The organism is Alteromonas sp. H02, assembly GCF_059682525.1.
On record NZ_CM185021.1, the window covers coordinates 418,482 to 438,848 of the forward strand.

At 49.5% G+C, this 20,367-nt stretch carries 17 protein-coding genes; 14 read left to right on the plus strand and 3 right to left on the minus strand.

Annotated features, from left to right (window positions below; translation table 11 throughout):
• Window positions 1–78 precede the first annotated feature (78 nt).
• From tatA to hemB, 7 genes are read left to right on the plus strand one after another with little or no spacing between them, the layout of a single operon-like run.
• The gene (tatA, locus tag AC566Q_RS01910; RefSeq protein ID WP_105936174.1) at window positions 79–315 is read left to right on the plus strand and encodes a twin-arginine translocase TatA/TatE family subunit; all 237 of its coding nucleotides are present in this window, start codon (window positions 79–81) and stop codon (window positions 313–315) included.
• The gene (gene tatB, locus AC566Q_RS01915) at window positions 315–614 is read left to right on the plus strand and encodes a Sec-independent protein translocase protein TatB (protein WP_123327274.1); all 300 of its coding nucleotides are present in this window, start codon (window positions 315–317) and stop codon (window positions 612–614) included. Before tatA ends, tatB begins: the two co-directional genes overlap by 1 nt.
• A complete protein-coding gene (gene tatC, locus AC566Q_RS01920) occupies window positions 615–1,376 on the plus strand; it encodes a twin-arginine translocase subunit TatC (RefSeq protein WP_499613051.1) in 762 nt (253 codons plus the stop codon). It begins immediately after the preceding gene.
• A 47-nt stretch (window positions 1,377–1,423) separates the two neighbouring features.
• On the plus strand, window positions 1,424–1,999 hold the full coding sequence (locus AC566Q_RS01925) for a hypothetical protein (RefSeq protein WP_499613054.1): 576 nt from the start codon (window positions 1,424–1,426) through the stop codon (window positions 1,997–1,999).
• 1 nt (window position 2,000) lies between these two features.
• Entirely contained in the window at window positions 2,001–2,771 is a 771-nt protein-coding gene (locus tag AC566Q_RS01930) for a TatD family hydrolase (RefSeq protein ID WP_499613057.1), read from the plus strand.
• A 13-nt stretch (window positions 2,772–2,784) separates the two neighbouring features.
• Window positions 2,785–4,668 carry a sensor domain-containing diguanylate cyclase gene (locus AC566Q_RS01935; protein WP_499613060.1) on the plus strand — a complete coding sequence of 628 codons (1,884 nt, stop codon included), beginning with the start codon at window positions 2,785–2,787 and terminating at the stop codon, window positions 4,666–4,668.
• 9 nt (window positions 4,669–4,677) lie between these two features.
• Entirely contained in the window at window positions 4,678–5,679 is a 1,002-nt protein-coding gene (hemB, locus tag AC566Q_RS01940) for a porphobilinogen synthase (protein WP_499613062.1), read from the plus strand.
• Between the two features lie 19 nt (window positions 5,680–5,698).
• Here the strand turns inward: hemB and AC566Q_RS01945 are convergent, their stop codons facing one another.
• Window positions 5,699–7,210, minus strand: coding sequence for a Ppx/GppA phosphatase family protein (locus AC566Q_RS01945; protein WP_499613064.1), 1,512 nt, complete (start codon window positions 7,208–7,210; stop codon window positions 5,699–5,701).
• 19 nt (window positions 7,211–7,229) lie between these two features.
• Window positions 7,230–8,513, minus strand: coding sequence for an ATP-dependent RNA helicase RhlB (rhlB, locus tag AC566Q_RS01950; RefSeq protein WP_499613067.1), 1,284 nt, complete (start codon window positions 8,511–8,513; stop codon window positions 7,230–7,232).
• A 99-nt stretch (window positions 8,514–8,612) separates the two neighbouring features.
• Between rhlB and trxA the strand changes: the two genes are divergently transcribed.
• The 7 genes from trxA to AC566Q_RS01985 all read left to right on the plus strand — a co-directional run bounded on the left by trxA (window position 8,613) and on the right by AC566Q_RS01985 (window position 19,369).
• Window positions 8,613–8,939: a thioredoxin TrxA gene (gene trxA / locus AC566Q_RS01955; RefSeq protein ID WP_105936165.1), complete on the plus strand. Its 327-nt coding sequence runs from the start codon at window positions 8,613–8,615 to the stop codon at window positions 8,937–8,939.
• A 521-nt stretch (window positions 8,940–9,460) separates the two neighbouring features.
• Window positions 9,461–10,849 carry a group II intron reverse transcriptase/maturase gene (ltrA, locus tag AC566Q_RS01960; RefSeq protein WP_499613070.1) on the plus strand — a complete coding sequence of 463 codons (1,389 nt, stop codon included), beginning with the start codon at window positions 9,461–9,463 and terminating at the stop codon, window positions 10,847–10,849.
• Window positions 10,850–10,959: 110 nt separating this feature from the next.
• Window positions 10,960–11,997 carry an IS110 family RNA-guided transposase gene (locus AC566Q_RS01965; protein WP_105933382.1) on the plus strand — a complete coding sequence of 346 codons (1,038 nt, stop codon included), beginning with the start codon at window positions 10,960–10,962 and terminating at the stop codon, window positions 11,995–11,997.
• A 343-nt stretch (window positions 11,998–12,340) separates the two neighbouring features.
• Window positions 12,341–13,675, plus strand: a complete 1,335-nt coding sequence (gene trhP, locus AC566Q_RS01970; RefSeq protein WP_499613073.1) for a prephenate-dependent tRNA uridine(34) hydroxylase TrhP — start codon at window positions 12,341–12,343, stop codon at window positions 13,673–13,675.
• 199 nt (window positions 13,676–13,874) lie between these two features.
• On the plus strand, window positions 13,875–15,140 hold the full coding sequence (rho, locus tag AC566Q_RS01975; protein WP_105936163.1) for a transcription termination factor Rho: 1,266 nt from the start codon (window positions 13,875–13,877) through the stop codon (window positions 15,138–15,140).
• A gap of 107 nt (window positions 15,141–15,247) precedes the next feature.
• Window positions 15,248–16,546, plus strand: coding sequence for an amidohydrolase (locus tag AC566Q_RS01980; RefSeq protein WP_499613076.1), 1,299 nt, complete (start codon window positions 15,248–15,250; stop codon window positions 16,544–16,546).
• A 6-nt stretch (window positions 16,547–16,552) separates the two neighbouring features.
• On the plus strand, window positions 16,553–19,369 hold the full coding sequence (locus AC566Q_RS01985) for an ATP-binding protein (protein ID WP_499613078.1): 2,817 nt from the start codon (window positions 16,553–16,555) through the stop codon (window positions 19,367–19,369).
• On the opposite strand, the gene AC566Q_RS01990 is transcribed toward AC566Q_RS01985, so the two are convergent.
• Window positions 19,314–20,198, minus strand: coding sequence for a LysR substrate-binding domain-containing protein (locus tag AC566Q_RS01990; protein WP_499613080.1), 885 nt, complete (start codon window positions 20,196–20,198; stop codon window positions 19,314–19,316). The two genes, AC566Q_RS01985 and AC566Q_RS01990, sit on opposite strands and share 56 nt — an antisense overlap.
• Window positions 20,199–20,367: the final 169 nt, after the last annotated feature.

Here is a 20,367-nt window from a genome sequence, read left to right on the forward strand (position 1 = left end):
CTGATTAATCGATAAAAGTGCTGTTTGAATTGACAGTCGATGGCATACTGTAGTCATTGATGTAAGCAAGAGGTTTTTATGGGCAATATTGGTTGGGTACAACTACTCATCGTGCTGGTAATTGTTGTGCTGTTATTTGGTACCAAAAAATTAAAAGGCATTGGTTCGGATTTAGGCGGAGCAATTAAAGGGTTCAAGAAAGCCGTGTCTGAGGAAGACGCTGACTTTAAAGAGCCGCAGTCTAAAGTGGAAGAAAAGCCAAAGGCCGGTAGCGAATCTGTTAAAACAGAAAGCGAAACTAAAGAAAAACACTAATGTTCGATATTGGGTTTTGGGAAATCCTGTTAATCGGTGTATTAGCGCTTGTTGTGCTGGGGCCTGAACGGCTGCCCGGTGCTATGCGCTCTACTCTTAAAACAATTCGAAGCGTTAGGAACGTGGCCAGTGGGTTCAAGGAAGAAGTCGAGCATCAATTGCGGGTTCACGAGTTGCATGAGAATTTAAAAAAAGCGGAACAACAAGGGCTCAAGGATTTGTCTCCGGAGTTGAAAAACAGCGTTGACGAACTCAAAGAAGCTGCCGAATCTGTTCAAAAACCGTATAAAAAGCCATAAATGTCTGAAGAAAATAGTCTTATATCGCATCTGATTGAGTTGCGCTCACGGTTGCTGCGCGCTGTCCTCAGCGTATTTTTGGTATTTGCTTGCCTGGCTTATTTTTCCAACGATCTTTATCAGTTGCTGGCTCAGCCGCTGTTACGGACGTTACCGGTGAATTCATCCATGATTGCGACAGATGTCGCGTCGCCTTTCTTCGCACCTTTCAAGTTAACCATGGTGCTGTCGTTTTTCATTGCAATCCCTTATGTGCTATTTCAGATTTGGGGCTTTGTTGCGCCGGGGCTGTATCGCAATGAAAAGAAGCTGGTTGCACCGCTGCTGTTTTCCAGTACTTTACTGTTTTATGCAGGTATGGCGTTCGCCTATTATGTGGTGTTTCCAGTCGTTTTTGCATTCTTTACCTCGGTGGCCCCGGAAGGCGTAACGGTTGCTACCGATATCAACAGTTATCTTAATTTTGTATTAAAGCTGTTCTTTGCTTTTGGCGTGTCATTTGAAATCCCCATTGCCATTGTGCTGCTGTGCTGGACTGGCGTAACAGATGCCAACAGCCTGCGTGAGAAGCGTCCTTACGTTATTGTTGGGGCATTCGTGATTGGCATGCTGCTGACACCGCCGGATATTATTTCTCAGTCGTTACTGGCTATCCCAATGTGGATATTATTTGAGTGCGGTGTGGTTATTGGCGCACTATATAGTCGCGATGACGAAGATGAAAACGAAGAAGATGAAAAAGAGTCCGCCGCGAAGGACTAAACTGTTCATAACAAATGGCCTGAGACAATAAACAAAGGATGCCAGCCATGAAAAAACTGCCCGCTTTGATTTTACCTGTTGTGCTGTGGCTGGTATCGGTAAGTACCTATGCCGACAACCTGCTGCAGGCCCTGGCATCCTGTAAAGCCATCGACAATGACTCCCGCCGCCTTGCCTGTTTTGATGCCATTCAATCCCCGGCTCTTGAGCGTTTAACCGTATCCAAGAATAATCAGAGAACTGGGCAAAAACCGGCCGTCACCGGCAGAGAAAAGGCAAGTGATAAGCAGGCTGCAAACATCTCTGAACAAGCCCGGTTCAGGCGCGAAGAGGGCAAACAGACCCCGCCGCGTGGTCAGGCGCCAGCCGACTTTGGTTTACCACCAAAGACCGTTGAAGAAGAGATTGATGAAATCACCGCCACTATTTCACAACTTAGTGAGACTGCCCGTGGCAAACTACTTATTACCCTCGATAACGGTACTCAGTGGCAACAAAAAGATAGTCAGCCTATGCAGCTCGATATCGGGATGGAAGTGACTATCGAAAGCGGTTTTCTTGGCGCTTTCTTTTTGAGTCATGACGGCGTTAACCGTCGAATTAAAGTCAAGCGGATCCGATAACATGACCTGGTTTGATGCCGGGGTAAATATGTTCGATGCGCGTATGCCCGTCGAACAGACCATAGAAGATGCCCTTGCTGCAGGCGTTTCCAGACTCTGCCTGATCACCACCCATCCTAATGAATGGCAGCAGGCTGAAGATTACTACCAACAGTATCCGCAGCAGCTCTGCTATACCCTCGGCGTTCACCCACACAATGCTAAAGATGCCCGTCCGGAACACTGGCAGGAATTGCGGGTAAGAGCTAAACAGCCCGGCGTCGTTGCAGTGGGGGAGTGCGGTCTGGATTTTAACCGTGACTTTTCGCCCCGTGATGTGCAGCGCGCGGTGTTTGCTGAACAATTGGTGCTGGCTGTTGAGCTTAATAAGCCGGTATATTTGCATGAAAGGGACGCCTTTGCCGATCAGTTGGCTATTCTCGAACCGTATAAAAGTAAGCTGGCAGGCGGGATTGCTCATTGTTTTACCGGTACCATTGAGGAAATGCGGGCTTACCTGGCGCTGGGGCTATACATAGGGATTACCGGTTGGGTGTGTGATGCAAAACGTGGAGAGTCACTGCGAGAAGCGCTACGCGAGCTGCCTGCACAGCGGCTTATTCTGGAAACCGATGCGCCCTATCTGTATCCTAAGGATCGGAAGCCGAGACAGCGCAATAATGCGCCGGCCTATTTGCCGCATATCGGCCAAACTGTCGCTCAGATCAAAACGCTGAGTGTTGAACAGGTACAAAATATCAGCTTTAACAACGCCAAACAGTTATTTGGCTAACAGAGCGAATAGTATGCAGTTTTTTGCGTCAACCAAACTGGTTACAGAAAAGTGGTTATTTATTTTAACCAGCCTGTTGGTTGTGGCGGTGCTTATTGTTATCACCCTGTCTGCGCAGGATGATTCACAACACAGCTTTACACCTCAATTGTATACCGCTGAAACTGCATCCCCCCCAGGCACGCTGAAGGCGTTGTATTCTCATACAGACATGAACTGGCAGCCGGTTACCAACCCGGTTAGCTTTGGTTATACCGGTACGCCGCATTGGGTGACCTTTTCGCTGGCTTCGGCAAATCTGAACGGACAACCTTCCTACATTGAAGTTGGTTATCCGCTGTTGGATAACATTGATGTGTGGATTGTGCAAGATGATGCGCAATACCTTCTGTCTGAGGGTGACAGCAAACCGTTTAACCAACGTCAGTTACGGTATAACAACTTCTTATTTGCTTTGCCGGAAAATAACCTGCCCGCAGAAGTATTTGTGCGGGTGGAATCTTCCAGTGTGGTTAAGTTGCCGGTTAAGATCTGGCAGCGCGAGGCGTTTAGCGAATATACCGCCAATACCAATTTAATCATGGGGTTGTTTTTTGGCCTGCTGCTCGCCATGGGGCTGAGTAATTTGTTTTTCTTTTTTACGACGCGTAATCTGACTTTCTTATTTTACACAGGTTATGTGCTTTGCCTGGGACTTACACTGGCAAGCATGCATGGATTTGGTTACAAATACCTATGGCCTGAACAGGTCTGGTTCCAGAGTCAGGCGGTAAGTTTTCTGGCCAGCGCAACCTTATTTTTCGCGGTCATCTTTTCAGGATCGTTGTTAGAAGTCAGGCAACACAGCCTGTTATTTACCAAATGTTTCAGAGCTCTGTCAGTATCGTTTCTGGTGTTAACCGCCAGCTCATTGTTACTCGACTATGTAATATCGATTACAGTATTTCTGGTGCTTCTGACAATCACTGTGATCTTAATTATGGGCGTGGCCATCTGGTTTGCCATGCGCCGTATTAGCATTGCCGGTTATTACGCGCTGGCATGGAGTGCTTTATTAATCAGCGCCTTATCGGCCAGCCTCGACAACCTCGGGATACTGAATATCAGCATCCCGTCGCAGGTACTCCTGGTGTACGGTGCCACCATTGAAGCCCTGATGTTATCGTTTATTCTCGCTATCAGTTACAGTCGGCAGCGCGATCAGATGATGCAGGCAAAGGAGCAGGCGCTTGAGCAACAGCGCGAAGCGGTGTCGGCTAAGCAAGAGCTTATTGAGCTCCAACAGCGAGCTCAGGATGAGTTGGAGTACAAAGTGCAGGAGCGTACTTTGGAGCTTGAAATTGCGCTGCGGGAGCTGTCTGATGCTAACCGCGAGCTGGAAAAACTCAACACCATCGACCCGCTCACCGGCATCCGAAACCGCAGACACTTTAACAAGCGCTTACAAGCTGAAGGGCGACGCAGCCGGCGAGAGCAAACACCGCTGGCACTGGCGATGATAGACATCGACCACTTTAAACAAATTAACGACCAATACGGTCACAGTGTTGGCGACACCTGTATACGCCATGTGGCACAAACGTTACAGAGCTTACTTAAGCGCCCGTCCGACGACGTGTGCCGCTACGGTGGCGAAGAGTTTGCTATTATTTTGCCTAACACCGAGACCGAGGGGGCCGGTCAGCTGGTAGAGTCGATTCGTCAGCAGTTAGCCGAGACCCCTTGTATTATCGATAATGAAAGCATTTCACTAACCCTGAGTGGCGGTGTTGCCAGTGCAATTATTTCCCATGAAGATGCCGAAACAGAATTGCTTAAACTGGCCGATGAAAGGCTGTATGCCGCTAAACAGGCCGGTCGAAACCGGGTTGTTGCTACCTCAGTTAAACCACATTGAGACAAAACTATGAGCTATTCACAATATCTGCCGCGCCGCATGCGTCGTTTACGTCGCACCGAGGGATTACGCGCGATGGTTGCCGAAAACCAACTCACTGCTGCCGATCTTATTTACCCGGTATTCGTGCTGCCTGGGAGTAACCAGCGCGAAGCTGTGCCTTCCATGCCCGGCGTAGAAAGATTATCCATTGATCTGTTGGTAGAAGCAGCTAAAGAGGCCTATGAGCTGGGGATCCGCAGTCTGGCGTTATTCCCGGTTACGCCGATGGAGAAAAAGACCCTGTGTGCCAGTGAGGCCTTCAATGCCGACGCTATCGCACAAACTGCCATTCGCACACTGAAAGCCGAATTACCGGAAATGATGCTTATTTCTGATGTCGCGCTCGACCCGTTCACATCCCACGGGCAGGATGGCCTGATTGATGAATACGGCTATGTGATGAACGACGAAACGGTCGAAATTTTAATTAAACAGGCGTTATCACATGCCGAAGCCGGTGTGGACATTGTCGCTCCGTCGGACATGATGGACGGCCGCATCGGTGCCATTCGTGATGCGCTGGAAGAGGCCGGGTTTGTCCATACCTGCATCATGGCCTACGCCGCTAAGTATGCGTCTGCTTACTACGGGCCTTTCCGCGACGCGGTCGGCTCTGCAGCAAATATCAAAGGCGGTAACAAGAAAACCTATCAGATGGATCCGGCTAATAGCGATGAAGCCATGACTGAAATTGCACTGGATCTGGAAGAAGGCGCTGATATGGTCATGGTTAAGCCGGGCATGCCTTATCTTGATATCGTGCGTCGCTGTAAGTCTGAACTGGCAGTGCCAACCTTTGCTTATCAGGTGAGTGGTGAGTATGCCATGCACGTGGCGGCTTTCGACAATGGCTGGCTTAACCGTGAGCAGGTTATCCTGGAATCTCTGCTGGCCTTCAAACGCGCCGGTGCCGATGGCATTTTAACTTATTTTGCACCGGAAGCGGCCCATCTGCTGCAAAACCGCTAAGCTACCTGACGGGCTGGCCCTACCGACAGGTCAGGTGCCAGCCTGCTTTATGTTGTAACCAGGCTTCGTTAACCAGTTCCGCATTAATCAGAGGATGTTCCTTGAGCCATTTCGCCGGAAACGTCAGCGTCCAGTCGAGGCCGTCGACTTTCAGCTCAATGGCTGGAATATGTTGCTGATGGCGGCGTAAACACACAACCACTGCGATCCGTAGGATCCGCAGCAAACCTTCCATCATGGGCTTTACGTCCTCGTGATACAAGGCAAAAGGTTGCAAATCGATAGCCTGTCGATGGCCGCCCACCAGGTCTCTGATAGCGGCACGCTGTAAGCGGGTGTAACCAGGTAAATCTATATAGTTAAGAATATAGGCACCGTGTTCATGGTGTTTTTTGTACTCAATATGCAAGCCAATTTCGTGCAGCATGGCGGCCGCATCCAGCACCGTTTCGGTGTCCAGATGACAAAACGTCGATTGCTGACAGAGCTGCTTACACAAATTGATTGCCAGTTGCTTTACGTTTACCGCATGGGGCTTATCAATATGGTATCGACGAATGGCGGTATTTAATGTCTGGGTACGGCGGTCGTTATGTTTAAGGTTGTCGAGCATGCCATAAATCAAACCCTCGCGGAGCGCACCACCGGAAATATTCATGGTGCGGATTTTTAACCGTTCAAACAAAGCCAGCAAAATAGTCAGGCCACTGGGGAAAATAGGCTGTCGATTAGGCTCAAGACCATCGATCACCAAGTCTCTCAGGCTGCCACAGTCAATACACTGCTGCCTGAGGTTATACAGATAGTCAATCCGGATAGCATCGCTGATCCCCTGTTTTACCAGGATTTCGGTGATCGCCTGTGGCGTACCAGAGGCGCCCAGACAGTTCTGCCAGTCAAAGCAAAGGAAAGCATCGGCAACCGGGTCAAGCAGTTCGTCGGCGGCTTCCTTGGCGCGCTGGAAGTTGGCTTCAGAGAGATCGCCATCGAGGAAATAGCGCTCCATAAAAGTCACACAGCCCATATCAAGGCTGACCATATGGATCGGCTGCATGTCATTGCCGATGATAATTTCGGTGCTGGCTCCGCCAATATCAATCACCAGAGAGTTGCCCTGATTAGCCGACGTATAAGCAACGCCAAGATAAATCTGTCGGGCCTCTTCTTCGCCGGGGATTACATCGAGCTGGTGACAGAGGATTTTCTCTGCTTTGTCGATAAAGGTCTGAGCATTAACTGCCAGGCGTAAAGTCGCAGTGGCAACAATTCGGATGTTAGAAGCCGGAATGTCCTGTAATCGCTCAGCAAACGTCTGCAAGCAATCCCAGCCCCGTTGCATGGCTTCTTCACTTAACACCATGTCTTTGTCGAGACCGGCCGCCAGGCGTACCTTTTGTTTTACCTTTCCGATGATCTGTACGCTGCCATTGACAACATGTACAACCACCATATGAAAGCTGTTCGACCCGAGGTCTACGGCGGCGTAGTATTCGCCGAGAGTCTCGGCGTAAAAATCGGTTTGAGGCTGCATAACGTTTTTTACTGCGATATTAATTCTTTTTATGCTGTGGGCGCTTACCTGAGCTTCTACCTGAGTTATTGCGACGCGAAGACGGGCGACGGTTTTGGCGACGCTGACGCGGTTTCGGTGGCTTAATATCTTCAAGCAAAGCATCTTGCACATATTCCGTAACCGGAATCGCATGCTGAATGTAACTTTCGATGCCCGGCAAATTGAGCGCGTATTTTTCACAGGCAAAGCTAATTGCCACACCGCTCTTTCCGGCCCGCCCGGTACGACCAATACGGTGTACGTAATCTTCCGGGTCGTCGGGTAGGTCATAGTTGAAAACGTGGGAAACGGCTTCGATATGCAGGCCTCTGGCTGCGACATCGGTGGCAACCAGAATGTCCAGTTTGCCGCTGGTAAAGTCTTCCAGAATACCCAGGCGTTTTTTCTGCGGTACATCGCCGCTCAACAAACCGACCCGGTGACCGTCGGCTTCAAGCCAGTCGGCAACGCGCTCACAGCCATGCTTGGTGTTAGAAAATACAATGGCTTTGTCCGGCCATTCTTCTTCCATCAGGGTTAGCAGCAGCTTTATTTTATCGTCGTCTGACGGGTAAAATAATTCTTCGGAAACGCGACTGGCGGTCATTTGCTGCGCTTCAACCTGTACGTGAGTAGGATTGTTCATATGCTCGTAAGCCAGTTCCTGCACACGGTAGCTTAGCGTGGCTGAGAACAGCATGCTCAGGCGTTCGGCGGCAGGCGGCATACGACGGAATAAAAAGCGAATGTCCTTGATGAAGCCGAGGTCGAACATACGATCGGCTTCATCGAGCACGGCCACCTGAATATTATTCAGCGAAAACACGCCTTGTTTATAATAATCCAGTATGCGGCCTGTCGTACCTATAACGATATCTACCCCATCCTGCAAAGTTTCGCGTTGACTTTGGTAACCTTCGCCCCCATAAATGAGAGCAAGTGAAAGCCCTGTATGCTTACTAAGCAGTTCTGCATCATTGTAAATTTGTACGGCAAGTTCCCGTGTAGGTGCCATAATAATGGCTTTTGGCCCTTCCTTTTCACCGTCAGGATTTGGTTCCCGGCTCAAAATGTGGTGGAAAGTTGCGACCAGAAATGCCATGGTCTTACCCGTTCCGGTTTGGGCCTGGCCGGCTATGTCATTACCTTCTAATAATGGAGGTAAGCTTAGCGCCTGAATTGGTGTACAATGCGTAAAATTTGCAGCATTTAAGGCATCAATGACTTTGCCATTGATGGGTAAATCGGAAAAATGTGTTTCGGTTAAATGAGTTGTTTGCATAGCTTATAGCTTATCAGTGCTTGCATTAAAAGACAGTTTCTATATAACACTTATGGTAGAGCTGAACAATTCAGCGACAGACCAATTACGGAGAAAAGAATGAGCGACAAAATTATCCAGTTGACTGACGATAAGTTCGAAGCAGATGTTATCAATGCTGAAGGTCCTGTGCTGGTTGACTTCTGGGCTGAATGGTGTGGCCCGTGTAAAATGATTGCCCCTATTCTGGAAGAGGTCGCAACCGACTTTGAAGGAAAGTTAACAGTTGGCAAGCTGAATGTCGATGAAAATAATGAAACTCCGCCGAAATACGGTATCCGTGGTATCCCTACGTTATTGCTGTTTAAAGGCGGTAATGTTGCAGCCACTAAAGTGGGTGCACTGTCAAAAGCGCAGCTGACTGAGTTTTTGAACGAAAACATCTGATACGGTGAAAATCGTCCTGAGAAAACCGGCTAAGGCCGGTTTTTTTGTATCGTGCGCCGGGCATGGCGCGTAGTGCGAAAGCACTGTTCGATTCATTGTGGTGGTGAGTCGATGACTTGGAGGTGAAAGTCCTCTGCACACCCGGCAAGGGGAAGTGCTAGCCGAACGGCAAGGGTGTTCATCGCGAGGTGAAATCTGAAGGAAGCCGAAGGCAAAATGCTGGCCTGACGAACAGGAAGCGGTTTAGGCGTTGTTGCAGGGTGAGGTGGCGATTATCACTAAAGCCCAATACTTGCACGGAATGCAGCAACGTAAAGCCGACAGGCATAAGCAGGAAGGTCGCGCGAATTACCCCGGGAGGTCTGGTGTTCTGCCTCTGATTTTTTTTTAAACAGTGTGCTACTGACATCGAGAGATGTTGGGATGGGATATCAGAAGTCAGCCGAGGCCGTAGTAGTGCTAGTAAACCGATAGCATGAAGGGCTGAACATAATTAACCGTGATTAGGACACTGTTACTCGATGTCGATTAATGATGCACAAGCGCAGAATACTGCGGCCAGTGAGTGCGATGACGGGCGGTACCCGTCGGGATACGCCACGGGTGCTGAAATTGACACGGCGGTCAGTGGGCGAACGAAAGCGGAACCATCGGTGACGATGGAAGCAGTGACAGACCGAGCCAATATGATGTTGGCCTATCAGCGGGTGGTGGAGAATAAAGGCGCAGCGGGTGTTGATAACCTGAGCACGCTGGATTTAAAACCGTGGTTGAAACAGCATTGGCAAGGTGTGAAGGTCTCACTGACAGAGGGCAGCTATCTGCCACGGGCCATCCGTAAAGTGGACATCCCGAAACCGAATGGCGACGTCAGGACGTTAGGCGTCCCAACGGTGGTAGACAGACTCATCCAGCAAGCGATAGCACAACGGCTAAGTCCGTTGGTGGAACCGCACTTCTCCCATTCCAGCTACGGATTCAGACGAAACCGCAATGCATGGCAAGCCGTGCAACAAGCACAGCAATACATACGTAGCGGAAAACGGTGGGTCGTAGACATAGATTTGGAGAAGTTCTTCGACCGGGTAGACCATGACATTTTAATGTCGAAACTGGCGAACCTGATAGAAGATAAACGGCTGTTGAAACTCATCCGCCGCTTCCTTGAAGTGGAAATGATGGACAACGGCCAGCGAGTAACACGGGACAGAGGCATGCCACAAGGCGGCCCACTATCACCATTGCTATCAAACATCCTGCTGGATAGCTTAGACAAGGAATTAGAGCGACGAGGCCATAGCTTCTGCCGCTATGCTGATGACTGCAATATTTACGTGAGCAGTCAGAAAGCAGGCGAGAACCTACTGGCCGACATCACCGACTTCCTGTCAGAAGAGCTGAAGCTGCAAGTCAATGCCGATAAAAGCGCGGTAGCCCGGCCATGGGAACGTAAGTTCTTAGGCTATAGTTTTACCTGGCACAAAGAGAGCCGGGTGAAAATAGCTGCGCAAAGTGTAAATCGTTTCAAGGATAAAATCCGCGAAATGACCACCGGGCATTGTTCACGCTCAGTCAGTGAAACGATTAAAGCATTAACCCCAGTGCTTCGAGGTTGGATAAGCTACTTCCGCCTGACAAAAGTCAAAGGCGTGCTGGAGGAACTGGACGGTTGGATACGACGAAAACTCCGCTGTTTGCTATGGCGGCAATGGAAACGCGTATACACCCGGGTCAGAAACTTAATGAAGGCAGGCATTGACGAGAATCGGGCATGGTGGTCATCGACCAACCAACGAGGCGCATGGTGGAATGCGGGGGCTAGCCACATGAACCAAGCCTTCAGGAAAGGGTGGTTCGATAAAATGGGGCTGGTGTCACTGCTGGATTGTCACCGACAGTTCCAGTGTTAATATGAACCGCCGTGGTACGGAACCGTATGCCCGGTGGTGTGAGATGTATGGACTCCCTTCCCTGAAAGGGGTACGGTCTTAATTGTCAAATTAGCCAAAGGGGTCCATACATGATTAAGAATACAATTATTGCAATTGACCTTGCAAAGCATTCCTTTCAGGTTTGCAAGTTCAACAGTGACGGAAAAATTGATTATAACAAAGCAATGAGTCGTAAAGCATTGATAGCACTTCTGGGAAACCATGTGTCAGCGTTAGTGGCAATGGAAGCCTGTGGTGGCTCGAATTACTGGGCGCGTTTAGCGAGGCGGCATGGTCATCAAGTAAAAATCATTCAGCCTCGCGCAGTAAAAGGGCTGCAATTAAAGCAAAAAACAGATAAAAATGACGCCTACGCTATCGGTATTGCGGCTCAATTACCTCATATAAACTCTTGTGGCATCATGGAGGAAGATGAACAGGGTCTTCAGGCCCTGGAGCGGGTGCGAATGCTGCAGTTGGAGCAAAGGACGGCGTTGGCAAACCAGATACGAGGACTGTTGACGGAATTCGGGATTGTGATAGCAAAGGGGTTAAATCATTTAGTCACTGCGCTGCCTGACATTTTAGAAGATGCAGAAAACGGCTTGCCGATGAATTATCGTCAGGCTTTGGCTGCGCAGTCACAAATGTTACAACTCTATACGACTCAAATAGAAAGTTATGACAGGCTCATAGCAGAACACACGCGGCATAATCCTGTTTGCCAGAAATTAAGTAAACTCGAAGGCGTAGGCCCTTTGATTGCTTTGGGGTTAACCGTTCGATTGGGAAATGCGACAGAGTTCAATACAGGCCGGGATGCATCAGCATGCATAGGTTTGACACCGAAGCAGCATTCGACCGGCGGTAAAGAGCGATTGGGACATATTTCTAAAAACTGTGCAGATAAAAGATTGCGAAGTTTGCTCTATCAGGGAGCAATGTCGGTAGTGAATAAAGCAGTATCCAGAGAGCCTAAGACTGTGAAAGAGCAGTGGCTGAAGGCGTTAGTTGACCGAAGGGGAAAGAAGGTTGCTGCCATCGCGTTAGCAAATAAAACGGTGAGAACCGCTGTTGCTCTAATAAAGAATAATGACGATTACAATCCGATACTGTTAGCAGCCTAAGAGTTAGTAAATCAACAAATTGCGAAAATAAATGGTAAGACCAACCAGCAGAATTCAGCCAGTCCTCTCAAGTGACTAAACACTGTGTGTGAGAATTGAACTGTTGGTGCGTATACATCGAAGGGCAGGAGTAGCTCTCCATTTAAAGCCCGTATATAAGAGCGCATCTACTACTAATTTTTCAAAAGATGTTGATTACTTCAGGGAGTCCATATAAGAGGACGGGAGTTGTAAAACTCCCTCCTACTCGATTGAAATACGCTTTATTTGATCTCGGTTAATACCCTTGCTGCACAGGTTGGTTAAGCTTCAGCGGCTTTTTTAAACCGGTCACTTTAACGTTATGCGAAAACCTGAATTACTGTCACCCGCCGGGTCGATGAAAAACCTGAGATACGCACTGCACTATGGCGCCGATGCGGTGTATGCCGGCCAGCCCCGTTATTCTCTGCGAGTGCGTAATAACGAATTTACCCTGGCCAAATTGCAGGAAGCCCGGGATTACACCAGTGCTCATCATAAGCAGCTGTATATCGTTAATAATATTGCACCACACAACACCAAGTTAAAAACCTTCGTGCAAGACCTGGCGCCGGTGGCTGAGTTACAGCCCGACGCTATGATTATGTCGGACCCGGGCATTATAATGCTCACTCGCGAGCATTTTCCTGACTTACCAATTCACCTCTCAGTACAGGCCAATGCCGTGAACTGGGCGGCCGTAAAGTTCTGGCAGCAACAGGGGATCAAGCGGGTTATCCTGTCGCGGGAACTGGGCTTAAACGAAATCGAAGAAATTCGCCAGCGTTGCCCGGATATCGAGCTTGAAGTGTTTGTGCATGGCGCTTTGTGTATGGCCTACTCGGGACGTTGCCTGTTGTCCGGCTATATCAATAAGCGGGATCCTAATCAGGGTGCCTGCACTAATGCCTGTCGCTGGGAATATAAAGCGGAAGCGGCAGTGGATAATGAAGTAGGCCAGTTTATTCCTGCTCGTGATGCCGTTGAGCCAACTCTGGGTACAGGCACGCCTACTGACCAGGCATTCTTATTAACCGAACCCCAGCGCCCCGATGAACCTATGCCCGCCTTTGAAGATGAGCATGGGACTTACATTATGAACTCCCGCGACTTACGGGCAATTCAGCATGTTCAGCAGCTGGTGGAGATTGGCGTGGATTCGCTGAAAATAGAAGGGCGTACCAAGTCGTTTTACTACTGCGCACGGACCGCTCAGGTTTATCGTAAGGCTATTGATGCGGCGTGGCGAGGCGAAGCATTCGATGCCGACTGGTTCCTGGAACTGGAGCACCTGGCTAACCGCGGTTATACCGATGGGTTTTTGCAACGGCATAACCACCAGGACTATCAACAATATGCCCGCGGTAATTCAGCCAGTGATACCCGTCAGCTGGTGGGAGAGGTAACCCATGGTGACAGCGACTGGTGGTACGTGGAAGTGAAGAACCGCTTCAGCGTTAGCGACAAACTGGAAGTGATGACGCCGGCCGGCAATACCGAGATTGCCCTTGATACCCTGCGCTCCCAGCAGAATGAGACGGTAGTGGTCGCACCGGGCAGTGGTTATAAAGTTAAGATCCCGGCGGTTGAGGGATTCTCACCTGAGATGGCCATGCTGTTACGCTGTATTGAGCAACCACAGTCGGTGCGGGCATAGAGAAAAAAGGGCTGTGAGGGTTTCGCAATCTTTTTTTAACATTTGCGGGATTTAGTCTGGACGATAGTAAAATATGGTGCTACCTTTACTGAGTCTAGGCTTGCCTGACATCCTTACTAGCCCGTCTCCGGGCTCAAGCACTATTCTTATTAATTAACGAATTTCCCTAAAAGACGTTCAAGCACAAAGACCCACCAGTATGAATCTAACGGAACTTAAGAATAAGCCAATCAGCGAATTGGTCGCCCTTGCCGAAGAAATGGGCCTCGAAAATATGGCCCGCGCGAGAAAACAAGACATTATTTTCTCGATTCTAAAATCCCACGCAAAAAGTGGCGAAGACATTTTTGGCGACGGCGTACTGGAAATCCTCCAGGACGGCTTCGGCTTCCTGCGCTCTGCTGACTCTTCTTATCTTGCGGGGCCAGATGATATTTATGTTTCACCCAGCCAAATCAGACGCTTTAACCTGCGTACGGGTGATACCATCGCCGGGAAAATTCGCCCGCCGAAAGACAGTGAGCGTTATTTTGCCCTGTTAAAAATCCGCGAAGTTAACTTCGACAAGCCAGAAAACTCCCGTAATAAAATCCTCTTTGAAAACTTAACCCCACTGCACGCAAATTCACGTTTGCGCATGGAGCGTGGTAATGGTTCATCAGAAGATATTACCGCCCGTGTACTGGACCTGGCGTCACCGATTGGTAAAGGTCAACGTGGTCTGATTGTGGCACCACCGAAAGCGGGTAAAACCTTATTACTGCAAAACATCGCACAATCCATTGCGGCTAATCACCCCGATTGTGAACTGATGGTGTTGCTGATTGACGAACGTCCGGAAGAAGTTACCGAAATGCACCGTCTGGTGCGTGGTGAAGTGGTTGCCTCTACCTTTGATGAACCCGCCAGCCGCCACGTCCAGGTTGCTGAAATGGTTATTGAAAAAGCCAAGCGCCTGGTTGAGCACAAAAAAGACGTGGTTATCCTGCTGGATTCAATCACTCGTCTGGCGCGTGCCTACAACACGGTTATTCCATCATCAGGTAAAGTACTTACCGGTGGTGTGGATGCCAACGCACTGCACAAACCAAAACGTTTCTTTGGTGCTGCCCGTAACGTGGAAGAAGGTGGTAGCTTAACCATCATCGCAACTGCACTGATTGATACCGGCTCTAAAATGGATGAAGTTATCTACGAAGAGTTTAAAGGTACCGGTAACATGGAACTGCACCTTAATCGTAAGATTGCTGAAAAGCGTGTATTCCCGGCTATCGACTTTAATCGCTCAGGTACTCGCCGTGAAGAGTTACTTACCGGTCAGGACGAGTTACAGAAGATGTGGATCCTGCGTAAGATTGTGCATGAAATGTCAGAAATCGACGCCATGGAATTCCTTATCAATAAACTTTCCATGACCAAGACCAATGATGAGTTCTTCGACGCGATGAAGCGTCAGCGAAGTTAATCATTAGTTTATATTTTACTAAAAACCGCTGCCTGACAGCGGTTTTTTTTTGTGATTTTTGATCAGAAGGGGTAGTGTAAAGTTATTGTAATTTTATGGATAACATTATGCGTCGCGTCGTACTTGCTGCTCTGCTACCTCTTTTTTCCCTGCCTGTTTTTGCTCAGTCCGGTGAAGTGGATCGGTTGGCCAATGAGATTGAGAGTGAGGTCATCAGCTGGCGCCACCATTTGCATGAATATCCTGAGTTATCCAATCGTGAATTTAAAACTGCCGAGTACGTGGCCCGGCATCTGCGCTCGCTAAATCTTGAGGTGCAAACCGGTGTCGCTAAAACCGGCGTAGTGGCAATTCTGGACAGCGGCCGGCCTGGCCCGGTGGTTGCGTTACGGGCCGACATGGATGGCTTACCGGTACCTGAGGAAAATGATCTGCCCTGGCGTTCTACACAGCGCGGCGAATACAATGGTAATGACGTGCCGGTCATGCATGCCTGTGGTCATGATACCCATATGGCCATGCTGATGGGGGCGGCTTCGGTATTAACTTCAATGAAAGATAAGCTGCATGGCAAGGTGAAGTTTATTTTCCAGCCTGCGGAGGAAGGCGCGCCCGCTGGTGAAAAGGGCGGAGCCGAAGTAATGGTGCAGGAAGGCGTATTAAAGAGCCCGGATGTGGACGTAATTTTCGGCCTGCATATCAGCGCTAATAACGATATCGGCACGGTGAGCTATAACCCTGGCGGTACCATGGCGGCGGTAGACCCTTTCAAAATAGTCATCCACGGTAAGCAGGCTCATGGCGCTTACCCGTGGAAGAGTGTCGACCCCATCACCACTGCTGCACAGATGATCATGTCACTGCAAACCATCGTCAGCCGTGAACTGAAAATCATTGATGATGCCGCAGTGGTAACCATTGGTTCCATCCATGGCGGTAACCGCTCGAATATCATTCCTAACGAAGTTGAGCTGGTTGGTACTATTCGTACCCTTAACCATGCCGCGCGGGAACACGTTTACGAGGCGATGGCTCGTAAGGTTAAGGGCATTGCCGACAGCATGGGCGCTAAGGCCGAGCTCACCCTGCCACTGGATTATAATTACCCTATTACCTATAACGACCCGGAACTCACCGCGCAGATGATCCCAACAGTGGAACGCACGGCGGGCAAGCAAAATACCATACTGGCTAAGCCGGTCACCGGTGCCGAGGACTTTTCTTTCTATCAGGAAAAAGTGCCGGGGTTATTTATGTGGCTGGGCGGCAAACCCCTTGATGTATCTGTGGAAGACTCGCCGGCCCACCATACGCCGGAGTTTTATGTCGACGATGCCGGGATGAAACTGGGTGTACGGGTACTCACCAATCTGACTCTCGATTACATGGATGCTAACGCAGAATAATTCCCTATGGAAAACAGGTTGCTGCAGGCGCTTGCTCTGGCGCTGGCCGGAGTTGCGGTTAATCTAATCCCTGCCCCGCTGGAAACCGGCGGGGTGGTGTTTTTTGGTGGTGGTTTCGCTATCGCTGCCGCCTTATTGCTTTCTTTTTCCCTTACACTGGTGGTGTCTACTGCCGTCTATGCTGTGTTGCTGGTGCATGGCAACGACCCATTTATGATCGCCTTTCTGGCGGTGCAGCCTTTGCTGATAAATGCATTGTCGAACAAAGCGGATGCGCTGAGTCCGTTGAAACTGGGTATTGGTTGGTGGAGCGCGCTGATTTTGCCCGTTTATATCGTGTTTGCTTATGCAACCTACAGTGGCTCTCCTACCATGGCCTTTACGGCTTATTCTATTACCTGGATAAGCGGCATTTTTTCCTGTTTGTCTGGCCATTTATTGTTTATGACGCTGCTGCGTTATCTGCCGGCAGGCAACGAACTTCACTTTAATGTAGAAACCCTGTTCCGCTACATGTTTGCTACACTGTTTTTCTTTGTTGTACTGATAATGACTTATGTACATGTCGGCCAGTTACAACGCCAGCAGGCGCAACAATTAACCTTATACATGACTCAGCGGGCGCAAGTGATGAGTACCGAGCTAAGCCGTTTTCTCGATGGGCATGCCGGCGCTATAAGCAATACAGCCAGGTCGATGGCGATTGCGCAGAAGCACGGTGCGCCGTTACCGGCCATCGCTGATGAAACACTGTCTAACCTGGCTCAGGAGTTTCCCGAGTTTCTCACTTTTTTGATTGCCGATGAAAAAGGTGCCATTACCCATTCTTACCCGACTAACCTGCTGAGCCGGGCAAAGCGACTGAATCAGGCGGTAGTGACTGAGCGCGAATATTTCATTCAGGCCATGCAGACCGAGTCGACCTTTGTATCGCAGGCGTTTCAGGGGCGGGGTTTTGGTAACGACCCCATTGTAGCCATTGCCAGCCCGCTCTACGACGGAGGAGGCAACCTTAGGGGGATCCTTGAAGGTTCGCTCAATCTCAGCAGCTTTATTGAATATGACAGTCGTAATTTAGCCGGATTTTGGACGATTTACCGGGATGAGGCCGGGAAAGTGGTTTATGCTTCGCCGGAGCTCCGGCTCGAGGCCTTGCAGCGCCCTGACTTGCCAGATTGTGAACAGGACAGTTGTTTTTTCCGCCAATCTGCGCTGTCGCGGGATTGGTTTATTGCACAATCGCGCGATCCAATCTCGGGCTGGACGATAACCATGTTGTTTGAAAACAGCAGCTATATGGCTATGAGTACGGACTATGTGCGCTGGGCGCTGTTTCTGCTTCTTGCGTTGGGGCTGGTAGGGATTATTGTTGGTGGACGAGTGGCGCAGATTTTTGCCCGGCCGCTGCGCGAATTAATGAAAACCTTCGCCGGGTATTCTCCGGAGTCACCGGTGCCAATGTCCTCATTCAGCCACAATCGCCTGCAGTTGAAAGAAATATCCGGGTTAGCGATAGAGTTTAGCGAGTTGGGAGAGCGTCTTGTGAGTGCTTTTAACGAGCTTTCCACCTCGCGCCAGCGTCAGCGGACGCTCAATGAAGAACTTGAAAAGCTCAACCTCACCCTCACTGAACGGGTAGAGGAGAAGACGGCCTCGTTAATTCAGGCGCTGGCCCAGGCCGAGGCGGCCAACGTCTCGAAATCTCAATTTCTGGCCAATATGTCCCATGAGATCCGCACGCCAATGAACGGTATTCTGGGCACCTGTGAAAATCTCCTTGAGCAATCCTTACCAGATGATGTCAGGCGGCGAATTCAGGTTATAGTGCAGTCGGCCAATAACCTGCTGCTGATCCTCGACAGCATTCTGGACTGGTCGAAGATTGAAGCGGGTAAAATGAAAGTGACCCGCCATCCTTTTTCACCACAACATATAATTCCGGCTTGTGCCGAAATTCATCGTCAGGCAGCCAGTCGAAAGCAGATCAACCTCGAAGTGGTTTGGGATGAAAGCATACCGTCTTTTCTGCTCGGCGATGCCGGCAAGATAAGTCAAATCTTAAATAACCTGCTAAGTAACGCTGTGAAATTTACCGCGATCGGCGGGGTTGTAATTAAGGTCTCGTACCAGGATGGCGAGCTCGTAATGGTGGTCAAAGACTCCGGTATTGGTATTAAAAAAGCGGAGCAGCAGACGATCTTCGAACAATTTGTTCAGGCCGATGGTTCAAGCTCCAGGCAGTTCAGCGGCACCGGGCTGGGTTTGTCGATTACCAGCAAACTGATTGATTTAATGGGCGGTACCATCGAACTTAACAGTGAACAGCAACAGGGCAGTGAGTTTATTGTTAAATTACCATTGCCCACGTCTGCCCAGGTAGAGCAGGCGCCGGAAGAGGTTGTGCTAACACTTCCTGAAGGCTTAAAAATCCTGGTGGTGGAAGACAATGACATTAATGCTGAAATTATTCTCGATATGCTCAAGGATGCAGGCGTTAAATGTCTCCGTGCCAAAAACGGCGCTGCGGCGCTGGAAGTCATCCCTAAAGTTGATTTTGATTTGGTGTTAATGGATTGTCAGATGCCGGTGATGGATGGCTTTTCTGCAACCCGGGCGATCCGCGATTTACCTGGTGACAAATCCGGCATTCCTATTATTGCCCTCACTGCCAATGCGTTTGACGATGATCGCAAAGCTTGTCTGAGTGTCGGTATGAATGATTATTTAAGTAAGCCGGTGCGACGCACCAGCTTATTTACCATGTTGATCAAGTACGTGGGTTATCAAGCAGTGACTGACGAAACGCCTGGGCCGAGAGACTGATTGGGCGGCGGCGGTTGGTCACCACCTGCCAGGTACTTTGAATCGGGAAGTCGGTGATATTAAGTACTTTAACGCTGTCGATAGCTGACTGATCGAGCGTATGCTGGGATAGCACCGCCAGGCCTAAACCGGCAGAAACGGCCAGGCGAATCGCCTCGTTACTTTCAATTACCATAGAGTTGCGCAACTGCACATCGTGCTTATCGCAGTACTCATCCAACGTGCGGCGGGTACCACTGCCTTTCTCTCTGAGCAGGAACTTGGCGTTTTGCAGCTCGGCTAAACGGCAGTTATCCGGGCCATCGTAATCTGGCGGGGCAATGACAACGAGCGGATTGGCCAGAAACGGTTCGCAGACCAAGTCGTCATCTTCGGGCGGATAGGTGAAAATATACAGGTCATCACGATTTTGCATCAGACGCTCGGCAATTTGCTCGCGGTTACCCACGGTAAAGCGTACATCGATATTAGGATGTTGTTTGCAAAACGGGCTGAGCATTGGCGGAATGATGTATTTGGCAGTGGTCACTACAGCCAGTTTAAGTGAGCCAACTTCCACTCCCTGCAAGGCGCTGATCTGGCTTTTCAGTTTGTCCTGTGAAGATAAAATCTCCTGAGCGCAGCGGTATACGGCAGCACCGGCTTCTGTGAGTTGCACGCTGCCCTGAAAGTGCTCAATCAGGGGCAGACCAATAATACTGTTTAGTTTTTTAAGCTGAAGTGACACGGTAGGCTGTGATAGTTGCAGGGCATTGGAGGCGGCGGTTACTGAACCGCAATCAACAACCTGCTGAAAAACTTCAAGTAGTCTGAACGTCAATGTATTCATAAAGCATCCCATTATAGCGTTTGTCTAAAAATATACTAAAAACTCATTTATCTCTATCTATATTTGCCGGGCTGCGTTGAAACTGGGGAAATATCCGTTTACAGGCAGTTTGTAATTGACCACAAATAGATGCTTACTATGGGCAAACGGGCCAAAATGAGCTAATATC